Here is a 20,019-nt window from a genome sequence, read left to right on the forward strand (position 1 = left end):
GCTACATCCACCTCCGGTAGCTCTCGGGGTCGGCGTCGGGGTCGCCGGTGGGTCGGAAGTGGCTGATCGCGGCGAGGCTGGGGCGCACGTCCGCACCGGTCTGCTCGCGCCAGACGGGTTCGACCCGCTGGCCGACGTGGACCTGGTCGTGCGGGGTGTCGCCGATCCGGGCGTGCAGCCCGACGTGCGCGCCGTCCAGCAGCACGTAGGCGTAGCAGTAGGGGACTTCGACGTCGAGGCCGCGGGCCGCGATGTTGACGATGCAGAAGGTGGTGACCGTGCCGATGTGCGGCAGGTCGAGTCGTTCGGTGGTGGCGATGCCGCAGGTGGGGCAGACCCCGCGGGCCGGGACGTAGACCCGGGTGCAGGAGGGGCAGCGTTCGGCGAGCAGCCGGCGCTCGGTGAGCGCGCGCAGGAAGCGGGACTGCGAGCCGCCGGGGGTGTAGGTGTAGTCCAGCCGGGCCGGGAGGGTGACCCGGGTGACCGGTTCCGCCCCGGCCAGCTCCGGGATCGCGGCGAGCAGGTCGGTGACGGTGGCGGTCATCGGGCTGCCTCCGTCTCGTCGAGGGGTTCGAAGCAGGCGATGTCGGTGATCGCGCCGCTGCGCTCCTCGGCCCAGCGGACCCGGACCCGGAGCCCGGTGCGGACGGCGCTCGGGTCGCCGCTGTCCGGGTCGGGCGCGTCCAGCGCGTGCAGCAGGGCGGTGTCCGCGCCGTCCATCCGGACCAGTGCCCAGGCGAACGGCGTGGCCAGCGGCTGGTACGGGCGGGGGTTCGGGTTCCAGGCCCAGGTGGTGACCGTGCCGCTGTCGGGCAGCCGCACCAGTGTGGTCAACTCGGCCGCGGTGACCGGGTCGTACTCGGCAGGCGGGCAGATCACCCGGCCGTCGTCGCCGCGGATGCCGAGGACGACGCGCTCGCGCAGTCCGGTGAGGAAGGCCCCGAGGACCGGTCCGGTGGACCGGGTGAACGGGAACTCCACGATCATGGGGGCGCTGAGCACCTCGGGCAGGGCGTCGGGATCGGGCATGGGACGGGTCTCCTCAGTGGCGGCGGTAAACGGGTGGGCGGCGTTCGGCGAAGGCGCGGGGGCCCTCCTTGGCGTCCTCGGTGGCGAAGATCGGCCAGCCGATCTCCAGTTCCCTGGCCAGCCCCTCCTCCTCGCTGAGCGCCGCGGTCCGGTAGACCGACTGCTTCACCGCCTCGACCGCCAGCGGCGCGGCCTCGTTGACGGCCTCGGCCAGCTCCAGCGCGCGCTTGAGCGCGGTGCCGTCCGGGACCACGCTGCCGACCAGGCCGATGTCCCTGGCCTCGGCGGCGCTGTAGCGGCGTCCGGTGAGCAGCATCTCCAGGGCGTGGGTGTGCGCGATCTGCCGGGGCAGCCGGACGGTGGAGCCGCCGACCGGGAACAGCCCGCGGCGCACCTCGAACAGTCCGAAGGAGGCCGACTCGGCCGCCACCCGGATGTCGGTGCCCTGCAGGATCTCGGTGCCCCCGGCGACGCAGACGCCCTCGACCGCGGCGATCACCGGCTTGCGCGGGCGGTGCTGCCGCAGCATCGCCTTCCAGTGCAGCTCGGGGTCGGCGGCGAGGCGGGCCCGGTACGGGTCCTCCCGCCGCCCGCCACCACCCTCGTCCGAGTCGCTGTGCGACGCACCCTCGTCTCCGGCGAAGCCGCCGCCGGTGCCGCCGCGGGCCAGGGCCTTGAGGTCCATGCCCGCGCAGAACGCGCCGCCGGCGCCGGTCAGCACGATCGAGCGGACGTCGTCGTCGGCGTCCGCCTCGGCCCAGGCGTCGTGCAGCCCGACCAGCATCGGGATCGAGAACGCGTTCTTGGCCTCGGGCCGGTTCAGGGTCAGCACCAGCGTCGGTCCGTGCCGTTCGGTCAGCAGGTGTTCGGTGCCGCTCATGGCAGTGCCCCTTGGTTCGGCAGTTTTTGACGCAGCGTCAGATCTAGAACAGGTTGCAGTCTTCCTCCGTGGTTTTCAAGGGCGTCACCGCTCTGGAGTTCTCGACCCCCCGCTCCTACTCTCCCGGCATGGAATTCAACCTGGCCGATCTGTTCGAGCAAGCGGTTGACCACTTCCCCGACCGCGAGGCGGTCGCCTGCGCCCGCGTGGACGAGCCCGCGGTGCAGCGGCGGACCTTCGCCGAGTTGGACCAGCGCGCCAACCGGCTGGCGCACCACCTCCAGGACGCCGGAGTCGGCCCCGGCGACCGGGTCGGCGTGTACGCCCTGAACCGGGCCGAGTGGGTGGAGTCGCTGCTCGCGGTCTGCAAGCTGCGGGCGGTCTGCGTCAACGTCAACTACCGTTATGTGGCTGATGAGTTGACCTACCTGTTGGGCATGGCTGAGCCCACCGCGCTGATCTACCAAGAGCGTTGGGCACCCGAAGTCGCCGCGGTGCTGCCGGGGCTGCCGGGGCTGCGGCACCTGCTGGTGATCGAGGACGGCACCGGCCCCGGCGTCGCGACGCCGCTCCCGGCCGTCCCGTACGAGAAGGCGCTCGCCTCCGGCGGGCCGCTGCGGGACTTTCCGCCGCGCTCGCCGGACGACCACTACCTGCTGTTCACCGGCGGGACGACCGGGCTGCCCAAGGGCGTGGTCTGGCGCCAGGAGGACGTCTTCTTCGCCCTCGGCGGCGGGATCGACGTCACCAACGGCCACCGGATGGCCACGCCCGAGGAGATCGTCGGCACCGCCTACGACAACCCGCTGACCTTCTTCCCGATCGCCCCGCTGATGCACGGGGCGACCCAGTGGGGGCTGATGCAGCAGCTGTTCCGGGGGAACCGGGCGGTGCTGCTGGACCGCTTCGACGCCCGGCGGGTCTGGGAGCTGACCGAGTCCGAGCAGGTCAACCTGGTCATGATCACCGGGGACGCGATGGGCCGCCCGCTGATCGAGGAACTGGACGCGGCAGACAGCCCCGGCTACCGGCTCGACGCCTTCTTCGGCCTGGTCAGCAGTGCCGCGCTGTTCTCCGGCTCGGTGAAGCAGCGGTTCCTCGACCGCTTCCCGACGCTCTACCTCAGCGACGCGATCGGCTCCTCCGAGGGCGGCGCGGGCGGCATCAGCCAGTACAGCGGGGCCGCCGCGGCGGGCACGCCGACCGGCGGGGTCACCACCACCGCGATCGGCGACTCCGAGGTGGTGGACGACGACCTCAATCCGCTCCCGGCCGGGGTGGTCGGGCGGCTCGCCCGCCGGGGCAACGTCCCGCTGCGCTACCTGGGCGACCCGGTCAAGAGCGCCGAGGTGTTCCGCACCGGCCCGGACGGCACCCGCTACGCCGTCCCCGGCGACTTCGCCCGGCGCGAGGAGGACGGCAGGATCACCCTGCTGGGGCGGGGCTCGTCCTGCATCAACTCCGGCGGCGAGAAGATCTTCCCGGAGGAGGTCGAGTCGGTGATCAAGTCCCATCCGGCGGTGTACGACACGGTGGTGGTCGGCGCGGCGGACGAGCGCTGGGGCGAGACCGTGGTGGCCCTGGTCCAGGCCAGGGCCGGGACGGAGGAGTTGACGCTGCAGCAGCTCCAGGAGCACTGCCGGGCGCACCTGGCCCGCTACAAGGTCCCGCGCAGGCTGCACCTGGTCCCCCAGGTCCAGCGCACCCCGACCGGCAAGCCGGACATGCGCTGGGCCCAGGGCCTGGTCGCCACGGCGTAACCGCCGGTCCGGACCGGGGCGGACGAGCGGGCCGACCGGAGCGGCCCGGGTGCTGGGGCGGCCGGGCGGCGCGTCGGCCGGAGCAGCCCAGGCGGCGGGCGGCCGGAGCGACCCGGGTGGCCGGGGCGGTGGCGGTCGGTCGGGTCGCGGTGGGCCCAGGTGTGACGATCGAGCCACGCCACCCACGCCTCGGAGCTGACGGCAGGTCAGACCGCCGCCGTGGCCGGGAGGCCGTGCGGGTGGGCCTCCGCCAGGAGCACCGGATCGGCCTGCCCCTCCCGGACGGTGAGCCGGAACGGGAAGCGCCCACCCACCCGCTCCGGCTCGAACGAGACGTACGCGAAGGGCGCCTCCGGCCTGCTCGCCGCCGCCAGCCGGGCCAGCTCCGACTCCACCCGGGTCCACTCCTCGGCCGGGACGTACTGGCGCATCACCGAGTGCCACACCACCGTCAGCGTGCCCGGCGCGGGCGCGACCCCGGCCAGGAAGTCGGCCGCGCCGACCGGCTCCACCGTCGCGGGCAGCTCCGCGGCCAGCCGCAGCGCGCCTGCCAGCCGGGCGTGCCGGGCTGCCTGGTCCGGCCAGACGTAGGCGCGCAGGGCGAGCGCGCCCGCCGCGGCGAGCGGATCGATCGGCGTCAGGTCGCAGCCGCGGCGCTCGACCACACGGATCCGCGGCTGCGCGGCGGCGGCCCCGGCCAGCCAGGACGGCGGCGCGCCGTCCCAGGCGTCCGCGAGCAGCACTGGCGAGTCCTCCGGCCCCCAGGCGAAGCCGTCCGCCCGGTAGCGGAAGGCCTCCGGCCGCAGGTTCAGTCCGGAGCTGGCGCCGAGCTCGAACAGCCGCACCGGCAGCGGCGAGGTCCGGCCCGCGTGCAGCAGTCCGGTGAGCAGCAGGTTGGCCCGGCCGACCTCGTTGGTCTGCGGCGGACGGGTCATCCAGTCCCGCACCCACGGCAGTTCGGCGGCGACGGCGGCCCGGAACGCCTGCCAGCAGGCCTCGGCGGCATCGGGCGCGTCCGGCGCGTCACCGGGCACCGTTCCGCCGGCCGTGGGGTAGTACCGGGCCAGGTCGGGCGCCCGGCCGGTCAGCACCAGCGCGTGGACGCCCCCGGCGAGGCGCAGCGCCACCGCGTCCGGGCCGGGCGCGTCCTCGTACCCGGCCACCGCGTCGGCGCAGGGGCCGTCGGCCAGGATGTCCTCCGCCGCGTGCGCCAGCAGCGCCTGGTACAGGGTCGAGCCGAGGGAGCCGCAGGCCCGTGCCTGCCAGCGGAACATCGCCGCGATGCGTTCGCGCGGTGCGGTGGCGGTCTCGCTGCTGGGCTCGGTCCTGGACATGGGGTGGCTCCTCGGTGCGGTGAGGAAGATCCTTCCCGGCCGTGCGCCCGGAGCACACCCGTCCGCCGAGTGATCTGCCTCACCGGGTCAGGGCGAGGGCGCCCAGGGCGTGGAGCCCGGGTCCGGTGCGCCGCCCGAAGCGAGGTCGAACAGCCCGAACCCGGCCGCCGCGAAGAACAGGCCGACGCCGATGAACATCACGGCGACGATCAGCCCGACCACGGCCCCGCAGCCGTTCGCCACCGCGCCGGAGCCGTTACCGACCATGACCGCCCGCTGCGGACGGGCCGGGTCGTAGCGGACCGTGACGAAGTCGCCGGGGACCACCGGACCGGTGATCACCGGCTGGATCCGGACCTCCCGGCCGTCGGCGGTGACGAAGCTCAGGATCGCGTGCCGTGACCCGGTGCCCTCCGAGCTGCTGCGGGTGTACGTGTCCAGGCAGCGCGCCTCGGCGGCGAGCCCCGAGTCGAGCAGCCGCCTGCGGTCGGCCGTCTTCACCACCAAGGTGATCACAATCGCCGCGCCGACCACCGCGAACAGCAGCCCGACCAGCCCGAACAGCACTCCGATACCGCCGGATACCTCCAGCATGCGATCCCCCGTTGTCGATGACGTGCTCCTGTCGCGAAGGATGCGCCACGGCCCCCGCCGGTTGCACGGCGGGGGCCGGAAAGTCTGCCGTGCCTCAGACCTGGCGGGTCCGTCCCTCCCAGTAGGGGTCGCGGAGGCGGCGCTTGTAGAGCTTGCCGTTGGGGTCGCGGGGCAGTTCGGTGACGAAGTCGACCGAGCGCGGGCACTTGTACTTCGCCAGCTGCCGTTCGCAGTGGGCCAGGATGTCCGCCGCCAGCGCCTCGCCGGGCTCGTGCCCGGCGGCGGGCTCGATCACGGCCTTGACCTGCTCGCCCCAGTCGTCGTGCGGGATGCCGAAGGCGGCGGCGTCGGCAACGGCGGGGTGGGCCAGCAGGGCCGACTCGATCTCGGCCGGGTAGATGTTGACCCCGCCCGAGATGATCATGTCGATCTTGCGGTCGCGCAGGTAGAGGTAGCCGTCCGCGTCCAGCAGCCCGAGGTCGCCGACGGTGAAGAAGTCGCCGATCCGGTTCTGCCGGGTCTTGCCCTCGTCCTTGTGGTAGCTGAAGCCGCCGGTGTTCATCTTCAGGTAGACGGTGCCCAGTTCGCCGGTCGGAACCGGCTTCCCCTCGTCGTCCAGCACCGCGACCTCGCTGATCGGCCAGGGACGGCCGACCGTCCCCGGGCGCTGCAGCCACTCCCCCGCCGTGGCGAAGGTGCCGCCGCCCTCGCTGGCGGCGTAGTACTCCTCGACGCACTCGCCCCACCAGGCGATCATGGCCCGCTTGACGTGGTCGGGGCAGGGGGCCGCGCCGTGGATGGCGTGCCGCATCGACGACACGTCGTAGCGGGCCCGGGTCTGCTCCGGGAGCGCCAGCAGCCGGTGGAACTGGGTGGGCACCATGTGGGTGTGGGTGACCCGGTGACGGTCGATCAGCCGCAGCATCTCCTCCGGCGTCCACCGGTCCATCAGCACCACCAGGTGCCCGAGGTGCAGTGAGGCGGCGGCGAACTGCAGCACTGCGGTGTGGTAGAGCGGGGAGCAGACCAGGTGGACGTTGCCGTCGCCCGCCCTGATCCCGAAGATGCCGAGGAACCCGCCCAGCGGGGTCTGCTCCGGCGGCCGTCCCGGCAGCGGGCGGCGGATGCCGCGCGGGCGTCCGGTCGTGCCCGAGGTGTAGTTCATCACCCAGCCGGTGGTCCGGTCGGCGGGCGCCGCGGCGGACTGCCCGGCCAGCAGGTCGGCGTAGGGACGGAAGCCGGGCAGCTCGCCGACCGCGTAGCGGCGCTCCTTGGGCAGCTCGGCCTCGTCCGCGGCGGCGGTCGAGGCCTCGGCGAAGCGCTCGTGCGCGATCAGCACTTTGGCGCCGCTGTCGGAGACGATCCAGGCGATCTCCGGGCCGACCAGGTGGTGGTTCACCGGTACCAGGTAGAAGCCGGCCTGGGTGGCGGCGAGGTAGGCGGTGAACAGCTCGATCCCGTTGGGCAGCACGGCGGCGAAGGCGTCGCCGGTCTGCATCCCGGCCGCGCGCAGGCCGTGGACCAGCTGGTTGGCGGCGGCGTGCAGCCGCCCGGCGGTCCACGGGACGCCGTCCGGGGCGATCATCGCGACCCGGTCGTACGCGGCCCCGGCCTGGGCCCAGAAGCCGGTGGGGGCGGGGGCCGCGGCGCCGGGGGTGCCTGCCGTGTTCGGGGTGCTCATGAATCCTCCCTGGTGGCGGCTACGCGGTCGAGCCGGGCCACTGCCTCGGCGAAGCCGCGGGTCAGTTCGTCCATCACAGCGGCGACCGGGCGCTCCTCGGTCATCTGGCCGACGATCTGGCCGACCGGGGTGCCGATCAGCTCGGCCGTCTGATAGCTCTGGATCCTGCTCACCGCGTCGGCGACCAGCAGGCCCTGCAGCGGCATCGGCAGCGTGGCCGGGCTGTCCGGCTGCTCCCAGGCGTCGGTCCACTCGGTCCGCAGCTGGCGGGCCGGTTTGCCGGTCAGCGCCCGGGAGCGGACGGTGTCGCCGGAGCCGGCCGCGAGCAGCTTGGCCCGCAGCACCGGCGAGCTGAGGTCGGCCTCGGTGACGGTGAGCCAGACCGAGCCGAGCCAGACCCCCTGCGCGCCCAGCGCGATCCCGGCGGCGGCCTGGGCGCCGGTGCCGATGCCCCCGGCCGCCAGCACCGGGATCGGCGCGACGGCCGAGACGATCTCCGGGACCAGCACCATGGTGCCGATCTCGCCGGTGTGGCCGCCGGCCTCGTGCCCCTGCGCGACCACCACGTCGATCCCCGCCTCGGCGTGGTGCCGGGCGTGCCGGGCGCTGCCGGCCAGCGCGGCGACCAGGACCCCGGCCGCGTGCGCGCGGTCGACCACGTCCGGTGGCGGATGGCCCAGCGCGCTGGCCAGCAGCGCGATCGGGTGCTCCAGCGCCACGTCCACGTGGGAGCGGGCGACGTCCTCCATCCAGCCGGTGATCCGCCAGCCGCCCTGCTCGCCCTCCGGCAGCTCGGGGACGCCGTAGCGGGCCAGCGTCTCCCGGACGAAGTCCCGGTGTCCGGCCGGGATCATCGCCTCGACGTCGGCGACGGTCACGTTCTCGACCTTCTTGGCCGGCATCACCACGTCGACGCCGTAGGGCAGGCCGCCGACGTGCGCGTCCATCCAGTCGAGTTCCTTGGCCAGTTCGTCCGCGGTGCCGTAGCGGACGGCGCCGAGGACGCCGAGGCCGCCGGCCCGGGTGATCGCCGCGGCGACGGCGGGGAAGGGTGTGAAGCCGAAGATGGCGTGCTCGATGCCGAGCCGTTCGCTGAGTTCCGTCCTCATGGAGGGCAGCATGGCGCAGCGGCCCGAAGACCGGAAGAGATTTCTGACGGTCTATCAGATTGCGGTCTCGGGCTGCTCGACCCAGCTGCGGGTCAGCTCGGCCACCGAGGCGGTCTCCCGCGCCACCCGCACCAGCGACACCGGGATCGGCCCCATCCCCCTGGCCCAGTCCGGCACCGGCACCCCGTACGAGCCGGTCCCGGCCGTGGTGCGCCCGGCGGTCCAGTCGTCCGGCGGGCGCAGCTCCTCCAGTCGGCGCAGCACCTCGCGGGCGTCGGCCGGACGGTCGTCCGGGTCCTTGGCCAGCAGGTCGAGGACGATGCCCTCCAGCAGCCGGGGGATCTCCGGGCGCAGCTCGCGCGGCGGCCGGGGCGGGGTGTCCCGGTGGTCCAGCAGGATCACCAGCGGGTCGCCGACCGCGAACGGCGGCGTGCCGACCAGCAGCTCGTAGAGCACGCAGCCGAAGGAGTAGAGGTCGCTGCGGTAGTCGACGTCGCTGCCGTCGATCTGCTCGGGGGACATGTAGTACGGCGTGCCGATCGCGAACGAGCCGCCGCCGAGGCGGGAGGTAAGACCGGGGTCGCCGCCGAGCCGGGCGATGCCGAAGTCGCAGATCTTGACCGTGCCCTCGACCGTGCGGATCAGGTTGCCCGGCTTGAGATCGCGGTGGATCACGTCCCTGGCGTGGGTGTAGGCCAGCGCGGAGGCGATCTGCCGGGCCGTGGACAGCGCCTGGTCCAGCGGCAGCCTGCGGTCCGGGGCCGCGTCCAGCACCGCGCCCAGGTCGCTGCCGTCCAGCAGTTCCATCACCAGGTAAGGGGCGCCCTCGGCCTGGCCGAAGTCGTGCACCACGGTGATGCCGGAGTGCTGTAGTCCGGCCGCGAGCCTGGCCTCGCGGCGGAAGCGCTCCTGGGTCAGCTCGGCCTGGCGCGGATTGCGGTGCGGGGCCTCGGCGCGCAGGCACTTCACCGCGACCGGGCGGCCCAGCGCCTCGTCCTCGGCCCGCCAGACCTCCCCCATCCCGCCCCGGCCCAGCAGGCTGAGCAGCCGGTAGCGGCCCTGGATCAGGGTTCCCTCGTCCACCGCCCGCCGCCCCCGTCCGCTCCGCCGCCCAGTGTCACCACAGTAGTGCCGCAGGCAGTATCGCGGGCCTGGCCCCGGCAGCCGCGGCCGGGTCCGGCGGCGACGCCTCGGAGCATTCTCAGAGGTTTTTCACAAGGCCGGGTAAGTGGATCGCCACGGAAAGGTAAGAGGAAGATATGACCTGCACTCGGAATGATCGGCTCAGCAATGTCCCTCAGTCCCACAGCCCGGCCCGGCCAAGGAACCGTCCGCGTCGGCGGGCGCGTCGACTCCCTGACCGGGCTCCGCTGGTTCGCCGCCCTGGGCGTCTTCTGCTTCCACATCGCGCCGACCCTGGCCCCGCTGGCGGTCCTGGTGCCGCTGATGCGCACCGGCTACGAGGGGGTCCCCTTCTTCTTCGTGCTGTCCGGCTTCGTACTGACCTGGTCCGCGCGGCCGGGCGACAGCATCCGGAGCTTCTACGTCCGCCGGTTCGCCCGGGTGTGGCCGCTGCTGGCCGTGACGCTGCTGCCGGCCCTGGCCATCGTCCACTTCTGGGACCGCGCTCCCTTCTCCCCCAGCGGAACGCTCACCACGCTCACCCTGACCCAGGCCTGGACCACCGACGACTTCTACACGGCGAACATCGTCACCTGGACCCTGTCCTGTGAGGCGTTCTTCTACCTGCTGCATCCGTTCCTGCTGCGCGCGCTGGCCCGGCTGCGACCGCCGGGGCTGCTCGCCGTCGCCGCGGTGATGACCCTGCTCACCCTGCTGACCCGGATCTGGCCCGGGTCCGACGGCCTCTCCTTCGAGGTGGACCGGCTCACCTACGCCTCGCCGCTCGCGCTGACCCCGATGTTCGTGGTCGGCATGTGCACCGCGCTGGCGGTCCGGCAGGGCTGGCGGCCCCGGCTCGGGGTCCCTCCGGTGCTCGGCCTGCTGGCCCTGGTGGTCGCGCTGCGCTGGCGCTCGTCCTTCCAACCCGGGCTGATCCCCGGGCTCCCGCCGACCTCCGGGGACTTCGACGCCGTGGTCGTGCCGCTGTTCGCGCTGCTGATCGCCGCCGCCGCGCTGGGCGACCTGGAGCGTGGCGGCAGGCTGCTGGCCAGTCCGTTCCTGGTCCGGCTCGGGGAGTGGTCCTTCGCCTTCTACCTGGTCCACTTCACCGTGCTGACCGCGTTCGAGCACTACGGGGTGCCCGACCGGGCCGGGGACAGCCCGGCCGGGCAACTCCTGGTGACGCTGCTGATGCTCGCCGCCGCCGTCCTGGTCGCGGCCGGGTGCCACCTGGCGGTCGAGAAGCCCGCGGACCGCCGCATCCGGACCGCGCTGCGCGCCTCCCGGACCGCGGCCGACTCCGGGCCAGCCTCCGCGTCCGGCTCCGGGTCGGCGGCCGGCTCCGGGTCAGAGCTCCGGCAGCAGTCCCCGGACGGTCAGCGAGCGCAGGATCCGCGGGACGGCCTCGACCGTGCTCCGGTAGCCGCCGTCGTGCAGCAGCACGATGTCCCCGGGCAGCGCGCTCTCGGCGGCCCGGACGACGGCGTCGGCACCGGCCCCGGCCCAGTCGCGGACGTCGACCTCCCATAGCGTCTCGGTCAGCCCGGCGGCCTCGGCCGCCGCGCGGACCACCGGGTCGGTCTCGCCGTACGGGGGCCGGAACAGGTTCGGCAGCACGCCGGTCAGTTCCAGCACCGTCCGCTGGGTCCGGTCGATCTCCTCGGCGACCGCCCACGGCGCGAGCATCGGCAGGTGGGCGTGGGTGAAGCCGTGGTTGCCGATGGCCATCCCGGCCGCGTGGACCGCCCGCAGCAGCTCCGGATACCGGACCGCGTGCTCGCCCCAGACGAAGAAGGTGGCCCGTCGGCCCTCGGCCAGCAGGGCGTCCAGCAGCGCGGGGGTCGACTCGGGGTGCGGCCCGTCGTCGAAGGTGAGGTGGACGTGGCGGGGGTCCCAGGGCTCGGTCACGGCTTCCGATCATTCGGCGGAACGGGGCGGGGAAAGGGGACGGGGGGCAAGGGAAGGGGGACGGCGGCCCCGGGGGTGCGGGGCCGCCGTCCGGTATCTGACGTGCGCTCAGCCGATGCTGCAGGCCACGCCGTTGAGGGTGTAGGCGGTCGGTGCGGAGGCATTGCCGGTGTGGGTGGCCTGGAAGCCGATGGCGGTGGAGCCGCCGGGCGCCAGGGTGCCGTTGTAGCTGAGGTTGGTGGCGGTCACCGCGCCGGTGGACGGGGTGTAGGCGGCGTTCCAGCCGGAGGTGATGGTCTGTCCGGCGGCCAGGGTGAAGCCGAGGGACCAGCCGTTGACGGTGCTGCTGCCGGTGTTGGTGAGGGTGATGTTCTCGGTCAGCCCGTTGTTCCAGGCGTTGACCGCGTTGGCGACCTTGCAGGAGCCGGCCGCGCCGGTGGTCGGCGGAGCCGTGGTGGGCGGGGTGGTGGTGGGCGGCGTGGTCGTCGGCGGGGCGGTGGTCGGCGGGGCGGTGCTGCCGCTGCCGAGGGCGGTGGCCGTGGCCGTGTAGGCGGGCTTGGGCTGGTAGTTGTTGTCGTACATGGTCGCCGCGCCGTAGCCGGAGAAGGCCGACGGGATCCAGGAGTCCGCGTCGCCGACGCCCCACTGGCTGACGCCGACGCAACCGCTGACCGCCAGGCAGTCCTTGACCACGGTGGCGTAGTCGGTCGCCTGCTGGGCCAGGTTGGCGCTGCTGGCCGGGAGTTGGATCCGGTCGTCCAGCTCGGTCACCGCCACGTTGACCCCCAGCGCGGCGAAGCGCTGCATGTTGGCCTGCATGGTCGAGGGGACCTGGCCCAGGATGAAGTGGCTCTCGAAGCCGACCCCGTCGATCGGCACGCCCTGCGCCTTCAGCGACTGCACCAGGCTGTACATGGCGTTGCTCTTCGCGCCGGTGCCCTCGATGTTGTAGTCGTTCAGGTAGAGCTTGGCGTTCGGGTCGGCGGCGTGCGCGGTGCGCAGCGCGTCGGCGATGTAGCCGGAGCCCATGGCGTTGTAGAAGACGTCCTGGCGCAGGCTGCCGTCGTCGTTGAACGGCTCGTTGACCACGTCCCAGGCGTAGACCTGGCCCTTGTAGTGGGTGGCCTCGGTGGTGATGTGCGCCTCCATCGCGCCCTGGACCTGGCTGGTCGGCAGACTGGTGACCCAGGACGGCAGTTGGCTGTGCCAGACCAGGTTGTGCCCGCGCACCCGCATCCCGTGCGCGGTGGCGAACGCGACGATCTGGTCCCCGGGGCCGAAGTTGTACGTCCCGTTGGACGGCTCGGTGGTGTCCCACTTCATCTCGTTGCCCGGGGTGACCATGTCGAACTGGGTCCCCGCGACCGCGGTCAGCGTGGAGTTGCTGAGGTTGCCCTGGGTGAGCGCCGTGCCGAAGTAGATCCCCTTCGCCTCGGCCAGCGACCGCAGCGTGGGGCTCGCCGCCCCGGCCTGGCCGACCGTGCTCACCAGCAGTGCTGCCGCCGCGGCGGCGGCCATCGCCACGCCGAGCAGGCCGTGCCTGGTCCTTCGCCGGGTTAACCGCTGAGCGTTCTCGTGGACTGACACCGTGGTTGTCCTTTCCTTGGGGTGGACGCGGAAAGCGGACGTGCGGTGGTACGGCCCGCGCGGCGGATGAAACTTACGAAAGTTTCGACACCAGCGCCGAATGCCAGCGGTGAACTTAGAGGCGTTGTCGACAGGCCGTCAACAGTTCACGCAGGATTGCCCCCGCCGGACCGGCTCAGCCCGCCGCCACCCCGGGCCGCTCCCCCGGACCCCGCCGTCCTCGGCGGCGCGGTGCTGCTGCGCACCACCAGGCTGGTGGCCAGGTCCACCCGCGGGGTGGCCGGCTTGTTGCCCCGGGCCAGGTCGATCACCAGCCGCGCGGCCACCTCGGCCATCTCGGTCAGCGGCTGGCGCACCGTGGTCAGCGGCGGGCCGACCCAGCGGGCCAGCGGCAGGTCGTCGAAGCCGACCACGCTCAGGTCCTCCGGAATCCGCAGCCCCAGCTCCCGGGCCGCCTCGTACAGGCCCAGCGCCTGCAGGTCGTTGCCGGTGAACACGGCGGTGGGGCGGTCCGGCACCCGGAGCAGGTCGAGCCCCTCGGTGTAGCCGGTCTCGTGGTGGAAGTCCCCGTCCCGCACCAGGCCGGGGTCGAAGCCGAGGCCTGCCTCCTCCAGCGCCGCCCGGTAGCCGTCGATCCTGGCCCGGCTGCACATCATCCGGCGCGGCCCGGCGACCACCCCGATCCGGCGGTGGCCCAGCTCCAGCAGGTGCCGGGTGGCGGCGAGCCCGCCCTGCCAGTTGGTGGCGCCGACGGCCGGCACGTCGGTGCCCGGGTCGCCGGCCGGATCCATCACCACGAACGGGATGTCCCGGCTGGTCAGTTGGGTCTGCTGGGCCCGGTCCAGGCTGGACAGCACCAGCACCACGCCGATCGGACGGCGTGCCAGCACCCCGTCCACCCAGGACTGGCCGAGGCTCAGCCGTCCGGACGACTCGGAGAGCACCACGCTCAGCCCCTCCTCCCTGGCCACGTTCTCGACGCCGCGGATCACCTCCATCGCCCAGGCGCTCTCCAGCTCGTGGAAGACCAGCTCCAGCAGCGCCGCGGACTGGGTGGCGCCGCGGCGGCGCCGGTAGCCGTGGGTGCGCAGCAGGTCCTCGACCCGCTCCCGGGTGGCCGGTGCCACATCCGCCCTGCCGTTCAGGACTTTCGAAACAGTCGGAGCCGAAACCCCGGCCTCACGTGCGATCTCGGCCAGGGTCGCCCCCCGCGCCGCGGGCTCCTCCGCTGCCGTCCGGTCCTCTGCGTTCCCTGCTGCCGAAGTGTTCACGGCACGGATGATAGCCCCTGCCCCGGACGGCCGCGCGGGGCCGTCGCAGCGGACGTCCGACGGTCCGACCTCTTGACGCCCCTGGTCGCCCGGCCTAAATTTCCCCACAACATTCGGCAGAATCGCCGAAACACTCGATGGATTGGCAGCCCATGAACCCCGTTCTGTCCGCTGTTCGCAACGGAGCGCCCCGGAACAGATTCGCCGCGATCGCCGCCGCTTCCGCCCTCGTCATGGGAATGACCGCTGCCTGCGGGTCCGGCAGCGGCAGCACCGCGAGCGCGGACTCCGGCACGATCCATGTGCTGGTCTACGGCGACGCGACCAACAAGGTCGAGAAGCAGATCGTCGACACCTTCAACAAGACCTCCAAGGTCAAGGCCGTGCTGGACACCATCCCCGGCGCCGACTACCAGACCAAGCTGCAGACCGTCATCACCACCAAGCAGGCCCCGGACGTCTTCTTCAACTGGGGCGGCGGCAGCATCGCCCCGTTCGTCAAGGCCGGGCTGCTGCTGCCGCTGGACGACATGATCGCCAAGGACCCGGCGCTGAAGTCCGACTTCCTGCCCTCGGTCTTCAACACCGCCGTGATCGGCGGCAAGTCCTACGGCATCCCGATGCGCGGCACCCAGCCGGTGCTGCTGTTCGACAACAAGAAGACCCTCTCCGACGCCGGGATCACCCCGCCCGCCAGTTGGGACGACCTGCTCGCGGACGTGGCCAAGCTGAAGGCCAAGGGGGTCACCCCGATCGCGCTCGGCGGCGGCGACCAGTGGCCCACCCTGATGTGGTTCGAGTACGTCTTCGACCGGGTGGCCGGGCCCGACCTGTTCCAGAAGGCGCTGGACGGCGACAAGACCGCCTGGGCCGGCGACGACAGCAGGAAGGCGCTCGGCATGCTCAAGCAGCTGATCGACGCGGGCGCCTTCGGCAGCAACTTCGACTCGGTGAAGTTCACCGACGGCGGCTCACCGGCCCTGCTGGCCAAGGGCAAGGCGGCCTTCGAACTGATGGGCTCCTGGGAGTACTCCACCGAGCAGGACGCCAACCCGGACTTCACCAGCACCAACCTCGGCTACAGCGCCTTCCCGACGGTCAGCGACGGCAAGGGCGACCCGGCCGACGTGGTCGGCAACACCAACAACTTCTACTCGGTGCTGAAGACCACCAAGCACCCGGAGGCCGTGGCCCAGTTCCTCAAGCTCATGTACTCGGACGAGTTCGTGAAGGCGCAGCTGGCCATCGGCAACCTGCCGACCACCACCAACACCGAGAACTTCCTCAGCACCTCGGCCAACCCGGCGTACTCCACCTTCCAGTACAACCTGGTCAAGCAGGCCCCGTCGTTCCAGCTCTCCTGGGACCAGGCCTACCCGCCGTCGGCGACCACCGCGATCCACACCGCCGTCCAGGAGTTCTTCGACGGCAAGCTCGACACCGACGGCTTCATCAAGGCCATGCAGGCCCTGCCCAACTCGTGACTGCGGACCCCTCCATGACCAGCATCCCCGCTGAAGCACCCGCCGCCGCGGCGGGTCGCCGGAAAGCGGCCCGGAGCGTGACCGGGGCCACCCGCCCCGGCCTGCTCTGGGCCGCTCCCGCGGCACTCTTCTTCGGCCTCTTCGCCCTCGTCCCGCTTGTCCTGGTCGCCGTGCTGTCCTTCATGGACTGGGACGGCGTCAGTAATCCGAGCTTCGCCGGACTGTCCAACTGGACCGCGCTGCTGCACGACCCGGTCATGCTCAACAGCCTCTGGCTGAGCCTGCTGCTGACCGCCCTGGGCGTGCTGATCCAGACCCCGATCAGCCTGCTGCTGGGCGTCTGGGCGGCCGGGAAGCAGCGCAACCGGGCCATTCTGTCCGCGATCTACTTCGTCCCGCTGCTGCTGTCCGCCACCGCGGTGTCGGTGCTGTGGCGGGCGCTGCTCGACCCCAACTTCGGCATCCCGTCCGAGGCCGGCTGGCTGTTCGGCGACGGCAACCTGCTGGGCACGCAGAGCGGCGCGATCGGCGTACTCGCCTTCGTCGGCGCCTGGCAGTTCACCCCGCTGCACACGCTGATCTACCAGGGCGGCGCCCGAGCGATCCCGCCGGTGCTCTACCAGGCCGCGTCGATCGACGGCGCGGGCACCGTCCGGCAGTTCTTCCACATCACCCTGCCGCAGCTGCGCAACACCATGATCACCTCGATGGTGCTGATGGTGGTCGGCGGGCTGACCACCTTCGACACCGTGCTGATCCTGACCCAGGGCGGCCCGGGGACGGACACCACCATCAGCGCCTACTACATGTACCAACAGGCCTTCAAGAGCTTCGACTTCGGCGGCGCCTCGGCCATCGCCCTGGTCCTGGTGGTGGTCGCGACGCTGATCTCGCTGGTCGTGGTCCGGCTCTCCGGCTACGACCGGATGAACAGCTCGGCGGAGGGACTGTGATGCGGCAGCGCCCCAACTACCTGGCCGGGCTCGGCTCGCTGGTCTGGCTGTTCCTGGTCGGACTGCCGCTGTACGTGCTGCTGCTGACCACGCTGCGGACCCGTTCGGACTACTCCACCGGCGGCCCGCTGTCCTTCCCGTCCCACTTCACCCTGCAGAACTACCTGGACGACTTCTCCAACGGCTTCGGCCGGGACTTCCTGAACACCCTGGTGGTCACCGCGTCCGTGGTCGGCATCGTGCTGCTGGTGGTGCCGCCGCTGGCCTACGCCATCGTCAGGAGCCGCAACCGGCAGATGACGGCGGTGTTCCGGATGTTCCTGCTCGGGCTCGCCATCCCGGCGCAGGCGGTGATCGTGCCGATGTTCTACGTGATCAGCAAGGCCGGCCTGTACGACCACCTGATCGGGGTGATCCTGCCCACCGCCGCCTTCTGCCTGCCGGTGTGCGCGCTGGTCCTCACCGGCGCGATGCGCGACATCACCTCGGAGCTCTACGAGGCGATGGCGGTGGACGGCGCGCCGCCGTGGCGGGTGTTCCTGCAACTGGTGCTGCCGCTGTCCAAGGGGGGCCTGTCGACCATCGTGGTCTTCGCCTCGCTGCAGGCCTGGAACGGCTTCCTGTTCCCGCTGGTGCTGACCCAGTCCGACTCCACCAAGGTGATCACCCTGGGCCTCTACAACTTCCAGACCGAGCACGGCGTGGACGTCCCCGGCCTGCTCAGCGCCGTGATGCTGTCCATGCTGCCCATCCTCATCGTCTACCTGTTCGCCCGCCGTGCCCTGGTCCAGGGACTCATGGGGGTCGGCGGAAAGTGACCCCTCCCATGAACCCGGCCGCCCGAACCTCCGCGACCAGCAACGCCGTTACCACTACCGCCGTGCCCGACACCGCCGCGACCACCGCCGCCGTGCCCGCCTGGCAGGACACCTCGCTGGACCCCGGCGCCCGCGCCGACGCGCTGATCCAGCAGATGACGCTCCGTGAGAAGACCGCCCAGCTGGTCGGGGTGTGGGTCGGCGCCGCCGCCGACGGCGGCGAAGTCGCCCCGTACCAGCACGACATGGAGGAGGCAGTCGACCTCGACGCCCTGCTCCCTTACGGACTGGGCCAGTTGACCCGTCCGTTCGGCACCGTCCCGGTCGATCCGGCGCTGGGCGCGCTCTCGCTGCAGCGCACCCAGCGCCGGATCGCGGACGCCAACCGCTTCGGCATCCCGGCACTGGCCCATGAGGAGTGCCTGGCCGGCTTCGCCGCCTGGGGCGCCACCGCCTACCCGGTCCCGCTGTCCTGGGGCGCCACCTTCGACCCGGAGCTGGTGCGGGAGATGGCCGGGGCGATCGGCCGGGACCTGCGCTCGGTCGGCGTGCACCAGGGCCTGGCCCCGGTCCTGGACGTGGTCAGGGACGCCCGCTGGGGCCGGGTCGAGGAGACCATCGGCGAGGACCCGTACCTGGTCGGCACCGTGGCCACCGCCTATGTGCGGGGCCTGGAGTCGGCCGGGGTCATCGCCACGCTCAAGCACTTCGCCGGCTACTCGGCCTCCCGGGCCGGACGCAACCTGGCCCCGGTCGGCATGGGCCTGCGCGAGCGCGCCGACGTGATCCTGCCGCCGTTCGAGATGGCGGTGCGGGAGGGCCGGCCCCGCTCGGTGATGCACGCCTACACCGACACCGACGGCATCCCCTCCGCCGCCGACGAGGCCCTGCTCACCGGGCTGCTCCGGGACACCTGGGGCTTCGCCGGGACGGTCGTCGCGGACTACTTCGGCATCGCCTTCCTGAGGACCCTGCACGGGGTGGCCGGGGACTGGTCCGAAGCCGCGGGCACCGCGCTCGGCAGCGGGGTGGACGTGGAGCTGCCCACCGTGAAGACCTTCGGGCAGCCGCTGCTGGACGCCGTCGCCGCCGGGGCCGTCCCGGAGGCGGTGGTCGACCGCGCGCTGCGCCGGGTGCTGCTGCAGAAGATCCAACTCGGGCTGCTGGACCCGGACTGGGACCCGGCGCCGACCGCGCTCGCCCCGGCCGCCCGCTCCGCCTCCCCGGACGACCACCCCGCCTCCCCGGCCGCCCGCTCCGCCGCTCCGGACCAGCTGCGCGGCAGCGTCGACCTGGACGGCCCCGGCAACCGGGAACTGGCCCGGCGGGTGGCCGAGCAGGCCGTGGTGCTGCTGCGCAACGACGGCACGCTGCCGCTGGACCGCCCGCGCCGGATCGCTCTGATCGGCCCCAACGCCGACACCGCGGAGGCGCTGCTCGGCTGCTACTCCTTCCCCGTGCACGTCGGCAGCCGCCACCCGGAGCTTCCACTCGGCATCGAACTCCCGACGCTGCTCATGGAGTTGACCGCGGAGTTCGCGGACAGCGAGCTGGTGTCCGCGCCGGGCGCGACCGTGGACGGCCCGGGGACGGAGGGCTTCGCCGAGGCCGTCGCCCTGGCCCGGAGTTCGGACGTCGTGGTGCTCGCCCTGGGCGACCGGGCCGGGCTGTTCGGCCGCGGCACCAGCGGCGAGGGCTGCGACGTCGAGTCGCTGCGACTGCCGGGCGTGCAACAGCAACTGCTCGACGCGGTGCTGGACACCGGACGGCCGGTGGTGGTCGTGCTGCTGGCCGGACGGCCCTACGCGCTGGGCCGCGCGGTCACCGAGGCGGCCGGGATCGTCCAGTCCTTCTTCCCCGGCGAGGCCGGGGCGCGGGCAGTGGCGGGCGTGCTGAGCGGACGGGTCGACCCGTCCGGGCGGCTGCCGGTCAGCGTCCCCGGGCGGCCCGGGGTGCACCCGTCGACCTATCTGGCGGCGCGGCTGGCCCAGGCCAGCGACGTCTCCAGCACCGACCCCACCGCGGCCTACGGCTTCGGCCACGGGCTCGGCTACACCGAGATCACCTGGTCGGACCTGGCGGTGCCGACCGGCGCCTGCGGCACCGACGGCGAGTTCCGGGTGGCCTTCACCCTGCGCAACACCGGCTCCCGCCCCGGCAGCGAGGTGGTGCAGCTCTACCTGCACGACCCGGTCGCCTCGGTGGTCCAGCCGGTGCAGCGGCTGGTCGGCTACCGGCGGATCGCACTGGAACCCGGCGAGCAGGCCAGGATCGAGGTGGTCCTCCCCGCCGACCTGGCCTCCTTCACCGGCCGGGACGGACGCCGGGCGGTCGAGCCGGGCGCGCTGGAACTGCGGATCGCCGCCTCCAGCACCGACCCCCGGCTGACCGCCGCGCTCACCCTCACCGGCCCGGTCCGCCCGCTGGACCACACCCGGCGACTGCACCCGTCCTTCACGGTCACCCGTTCGCAGCGCTGAATCCGGAGG

Annotated in this window: 14 protein-coding genes and 2 pseudogenes; 6 read left to right on the forward strand and 10 right to left on the reverse strand. The window is 72.7% G+C overall.

From position 1 onward, the window contains the following. Window position 1: 1 nt before the first annotated feature. Together ACEZDE_RS19665 and ACEZDE_RS19670 are read right to left on the reverse strand one after the other, a co-directional pair. Window positions 2-1,011: pseudogene (locus ACEZDE_RS19665) on the reverse strand (Zn-ribbon domain-containing OB-fold protein). Window positions 1,012-1,042: 31 nt separating this feature from the next. Next, window positions 1,043-1,909: a crotonase/enoyl-CoA hydratase family protein gene (locus ACEZDE_RS19670; RefSeq protein ID WP_380537627.1), complete on the reverse strand. Its 867-nt coding sequence runs from the start codon at window positions 1,907-1,909 to the stop codon at window positions 1,043-1,045. A 128-nt stretch (window positions 1,910-2,037) separates the two neighbouring features. On the opposite strand from ACEZDE_RS19670, the gene ACEZDE_RS19675 reads away from it, so the two are divergent. Then, entirely contained in the window at window positions 2,038-3,669 is a 1,632-nt protein-coding gene (locus ACEZDE_RS19675) for an acyl-CoA synthetase (RefSeq protein ID WP_380537628.1), read from the forward strand. Window positions 3,670-3,875: 206 nt separating this feature from the next. Here the strand turns inward: ACEZDE_RS19675 and ACEZDE_RS19680 are convergent, their stop codons facing one another. From ACEZDE_RS19680 to ACEZDE_RS19700, 5 genes are all read right to left on the reverse strand, one after another. Next, window positions 3,876-5,003 (reverse strand): DUF2332 domain-containing protein, encoded by a 1,128-nt coding sequence (locus ACEZDE_RS19680; RefSeq protein ID WP_380537629.1) that lies wholly within the window; start codon window positions 5,001-5,003, stop codon window positions 3,876-3,878. An 87-nt stretch (window positions 5,004-5,090) separates the two neighbouring features. Continuing rightward, window positions 5,091-5,597, reverse strand: coding sequence for a DUF3592 domain-containing protein (locus ACEZDE_RS19685; RefSeq protein ID WP_380537630.1), 507 nt, complete (start codon window positions 5,595-5,597; stop codon window positions 5,091-5,093). A gap of 94 nt (window positions 5,598-5,691) precedes the next feature. Next, a complete protein-coding gene (locus ACEZDE_RS19690; RefSeq protein ID WP_380537631.1) occupies window positions 5,692-7,278 on the reverse strand; it encodes an acyl-CoA synthetase in 1,587 nt (528 codons plus the stop codon). Continuing rightward, window positions 7,275-8,387: an NAD(P)H-dependent flavin oxidoreductase gene (locus tag ACEZDE_RS19695; RefSeq protein WP_380537632.1), complete on the reverse strand. Its 1,113-nt coding sequence runs from the start codon at window positions 8,385-8,387 to the stop codon at window positions 7,275-7,277. Before ACEZDE_RS19695 ends, ACEZDE_RS19690 begins: the two co-directional genes overlap by 4 nt. A gap of 54 nt (window positions 8,388-8,441) precedes the next feature. Next, the gene (locus tag ACEZDE_RS19700) at window positions 8,442-9,470 is read right to left on the reverse strand and encodes a serine/threonine-protein kinase (protein WP_380537633.1); all 1,029 of its coding nucleotides are present in this window, start codon (window positions 9,468-9,470) and stop codon (window positions 8,442-8,444) included. 207 nt (window positions 9,471-9,677) lie between these two features. Here ACEZDE_RS19700 and ACEZDE_RS19705 point away from each other — a divergent pair, with 207 nt between their 5' ends. Then, window positions 9,678-11,039 carry an acyltransferase family protein gene (locus tag ACEZDE_RS19705; RefSeq protein ID WP_380537634.1) on the forward strand — a complete coding sequence of 454 codons (1,362 nt, stop codon included), beginning with the start codon at window positions 9,678-9,680 and terminating at the stop codon, window positions 11,037-11,039. A gap of 18 nt (window positions 11,040-11,057) precedes the next feature. Here ACEZDE_RS19705 and ACEZDE_RS19710 read toward each other — a convergent pair. From ACEZDE_RS19710 to ACEZDE_RS19720, 3 genes and pseudogenes are all read right to left on the reverse strand, one after another. Further along, a pseudogene (locus ACEZDE_RS19710) lies at window positions 11,058-11,417 on the reverse strand (polysaccharide deacetylase family protein); the annotation flags it as partial. A gap of 108 nt (window positions 11,418-11,525) precedes the next feature. Next, entirely contained in the window at window positions 11,526-12,935 is a 1,410-nt protein-coding gene (locus ACEZDE_RS19715; protein ID WP_380537749.1) for an endo-1,4-beta-xylanase, read from the reverse strand. A 215-nt stretch (window positions 12,936-13,150) separates the two neighbouring features. Next, window positions 13,151-14,203, reverse strand: a complete 1,053-nt coding sequence (locus ACEZDE_RS19720; RefSeq protein WP_380537751.1) for a LacI family DNA-binding transcriptional regulator — start codon at window positions 14,201-14,203, stop codon at window positions 13,151-13,153. 305 nt (window positions 14,204-14,508) lie between these two features. Here ACEZDE_RS19720 and ACEZDE_RS19725 point away from each other — a divergent pair, with 305 nt between their 5' ends. The 4 genes from ACEZDE_RS19725 to ACEZDE_RS19740 are packed head-to-tail and all read left to right on the forward strand — an operon-like array spanning window position 14,509 to window position 20,010. Continuing rightward, window positions 14,509-15,759: an ABC transporter substrate-binding protein gene (locus ACEZDE_RS19725; RefSeq protein ID WP_380537635.1), complete on the forward strand. Its 1,251-nt coding sequence runs from the start codon at window positions 14,509-14,511 to the stop codon at window positions 15,757-15,759. A 14-nt stretch (window positions 15,760-15,773) separates the two neighbouring features. Continuing rightward, window positions 15,774-16,712, forward strand: coding sequence for a carbohydrate ABC transporter permease (locus ACEZDE_RS19730; protein ID WP_380537636.1), 939 nt, complete (start codon window positions 15,774-15,776; stop codon window positions 16,710-16,712). After that, window positions 16,712-17,530 carry a carbohydrate ABC transporter permease gene (locus tag ACEZDE_RS19735; protein WP_380537637.1) on the forward strand — a complete coding sequence of 273 codons (819 nt, stop codon included), beginning with the start codon at window positions 16,712-16,714 and terminating at the stop codon, window positions 17,528-17,530. The genes ACEZDE_RS19730 and ACEZDE_RS19735 overlap by 1 nt, the downstream gene beginning before the upstream one ends. Before the next feature lie 8 nt (window positions 17,531-17,538). Next, window positions 17,539-20,010 (forward strand): beta-xylosidase/alpha-l-arabinosidase, encoded by a 2,472-nt coding sequence (locus tag ACEZDE_RS19740; protein ID WP_380537638.1) that lies wholly within the window; start codon window positions 17,539-17,541, stop codon window positions 20,008-20,010. Window positions 20,011-20,019: the final 9 nt, after the last annotated feature.

This window comes from Streptacidiphilus cavernicola, assembly GCF_042510955.1.
Classification (GTDB): domain Bacteria; phylum Actinomycetota; class Actinomycetes; order Streptomycetales; family Streptomycetaceae; genus Streptacidiphilus; species Streptacidiphilus cavernicola.

Bases quoted from the DNA above. Each gene is read 5' to 3' on its own strand.
- ACEZDE_RS19680 (WP_380537629.1), bottom strand. From the start codon at position 5,003: ATGTCCAGGACCGAGCCCAGCAGCGAGACCGCCACCGCACCGCGCGAA.
- ACEZDE_RS19725 (WP_380537635.1), top strand. From the start codon at position 14,509: ATGGGAATGACCGCTGCCTGCGGGTCCGGCAGCGGCAGCACCGCGAGC.
- ACEZDE_RS19695 (WP_380537632.1), bottom strand. From the start codon at position 8,387: ATGAGGACGGAACTCAGCGAACGGCTCGGCATCGAGCACGCCATCTTC.
- ACEZDE_RS19690 (WP_380537631.1), bottom strand. From the start codon at position 7,278: ATGAGCACCCCGAACACGGCAGGCACCCCCGGCGCCGCGGCCCCCGCC.
- ACEZDE_RS19715 (WP_380537749.1), bottom strand. From the start codon at position 12,935: ATGGCCGCCGCCGCGGCGGCAGCACTGCTGGTGAGCACGGTCGGCCAG.
- ACEZDE_RS19685 (WP_380537630.1), bottom strand. From the start codon at position 5,597: ATGCTGGAGGTATCCGGCGGTATCGGAGTGCTGTTCGGGCTGGTCGGG.
- ACEZDE_RS19730 (WP_380537636.1), top strand. From the start codon at position 15,774: ATGACCAGCATCCCCGCTGAAGCACCCGCCGCCGCGGCGGGTCGCCGG.
- ACEZDE_RS19735 (WP_380537637.1), top strand. From the start codon at position 16,712: ATGCGGCAGCGCCCCAACTACCTGGCCGGGCTCGGCTCGCTGGTCTGG.
- ACEZDE_RS19740 (WP_380537638.1), top strand. From the start codon at position 17,539: ATGAACCCGGCCGCCCGAACCTCCGCGACCAGCAACGCCGTTACCACT.
- ACEZDE_RS19675 (WP_380537628.1), top strand. From the start codon at position 2,038: ATGGAATTCAACCTGGCCGATCTGTTCGAGCAAGCGGTTGACCACTTC.
- ACEZDE_RS19670 (WP_380537627.1), bottom strand. From the start codon at position 1,909: ATGAGCGGCACCGAACACCTGCTGACCGAACGGCACGGACCGACGCTG.
- ACEZDE_RS19705 (WP_380537634.1), top strand. From the start codon at position 9,678: ATGTCCCTCAGTCCCACAGCCCGGCCCGGCCAAGGAACCGTCCGCGTC.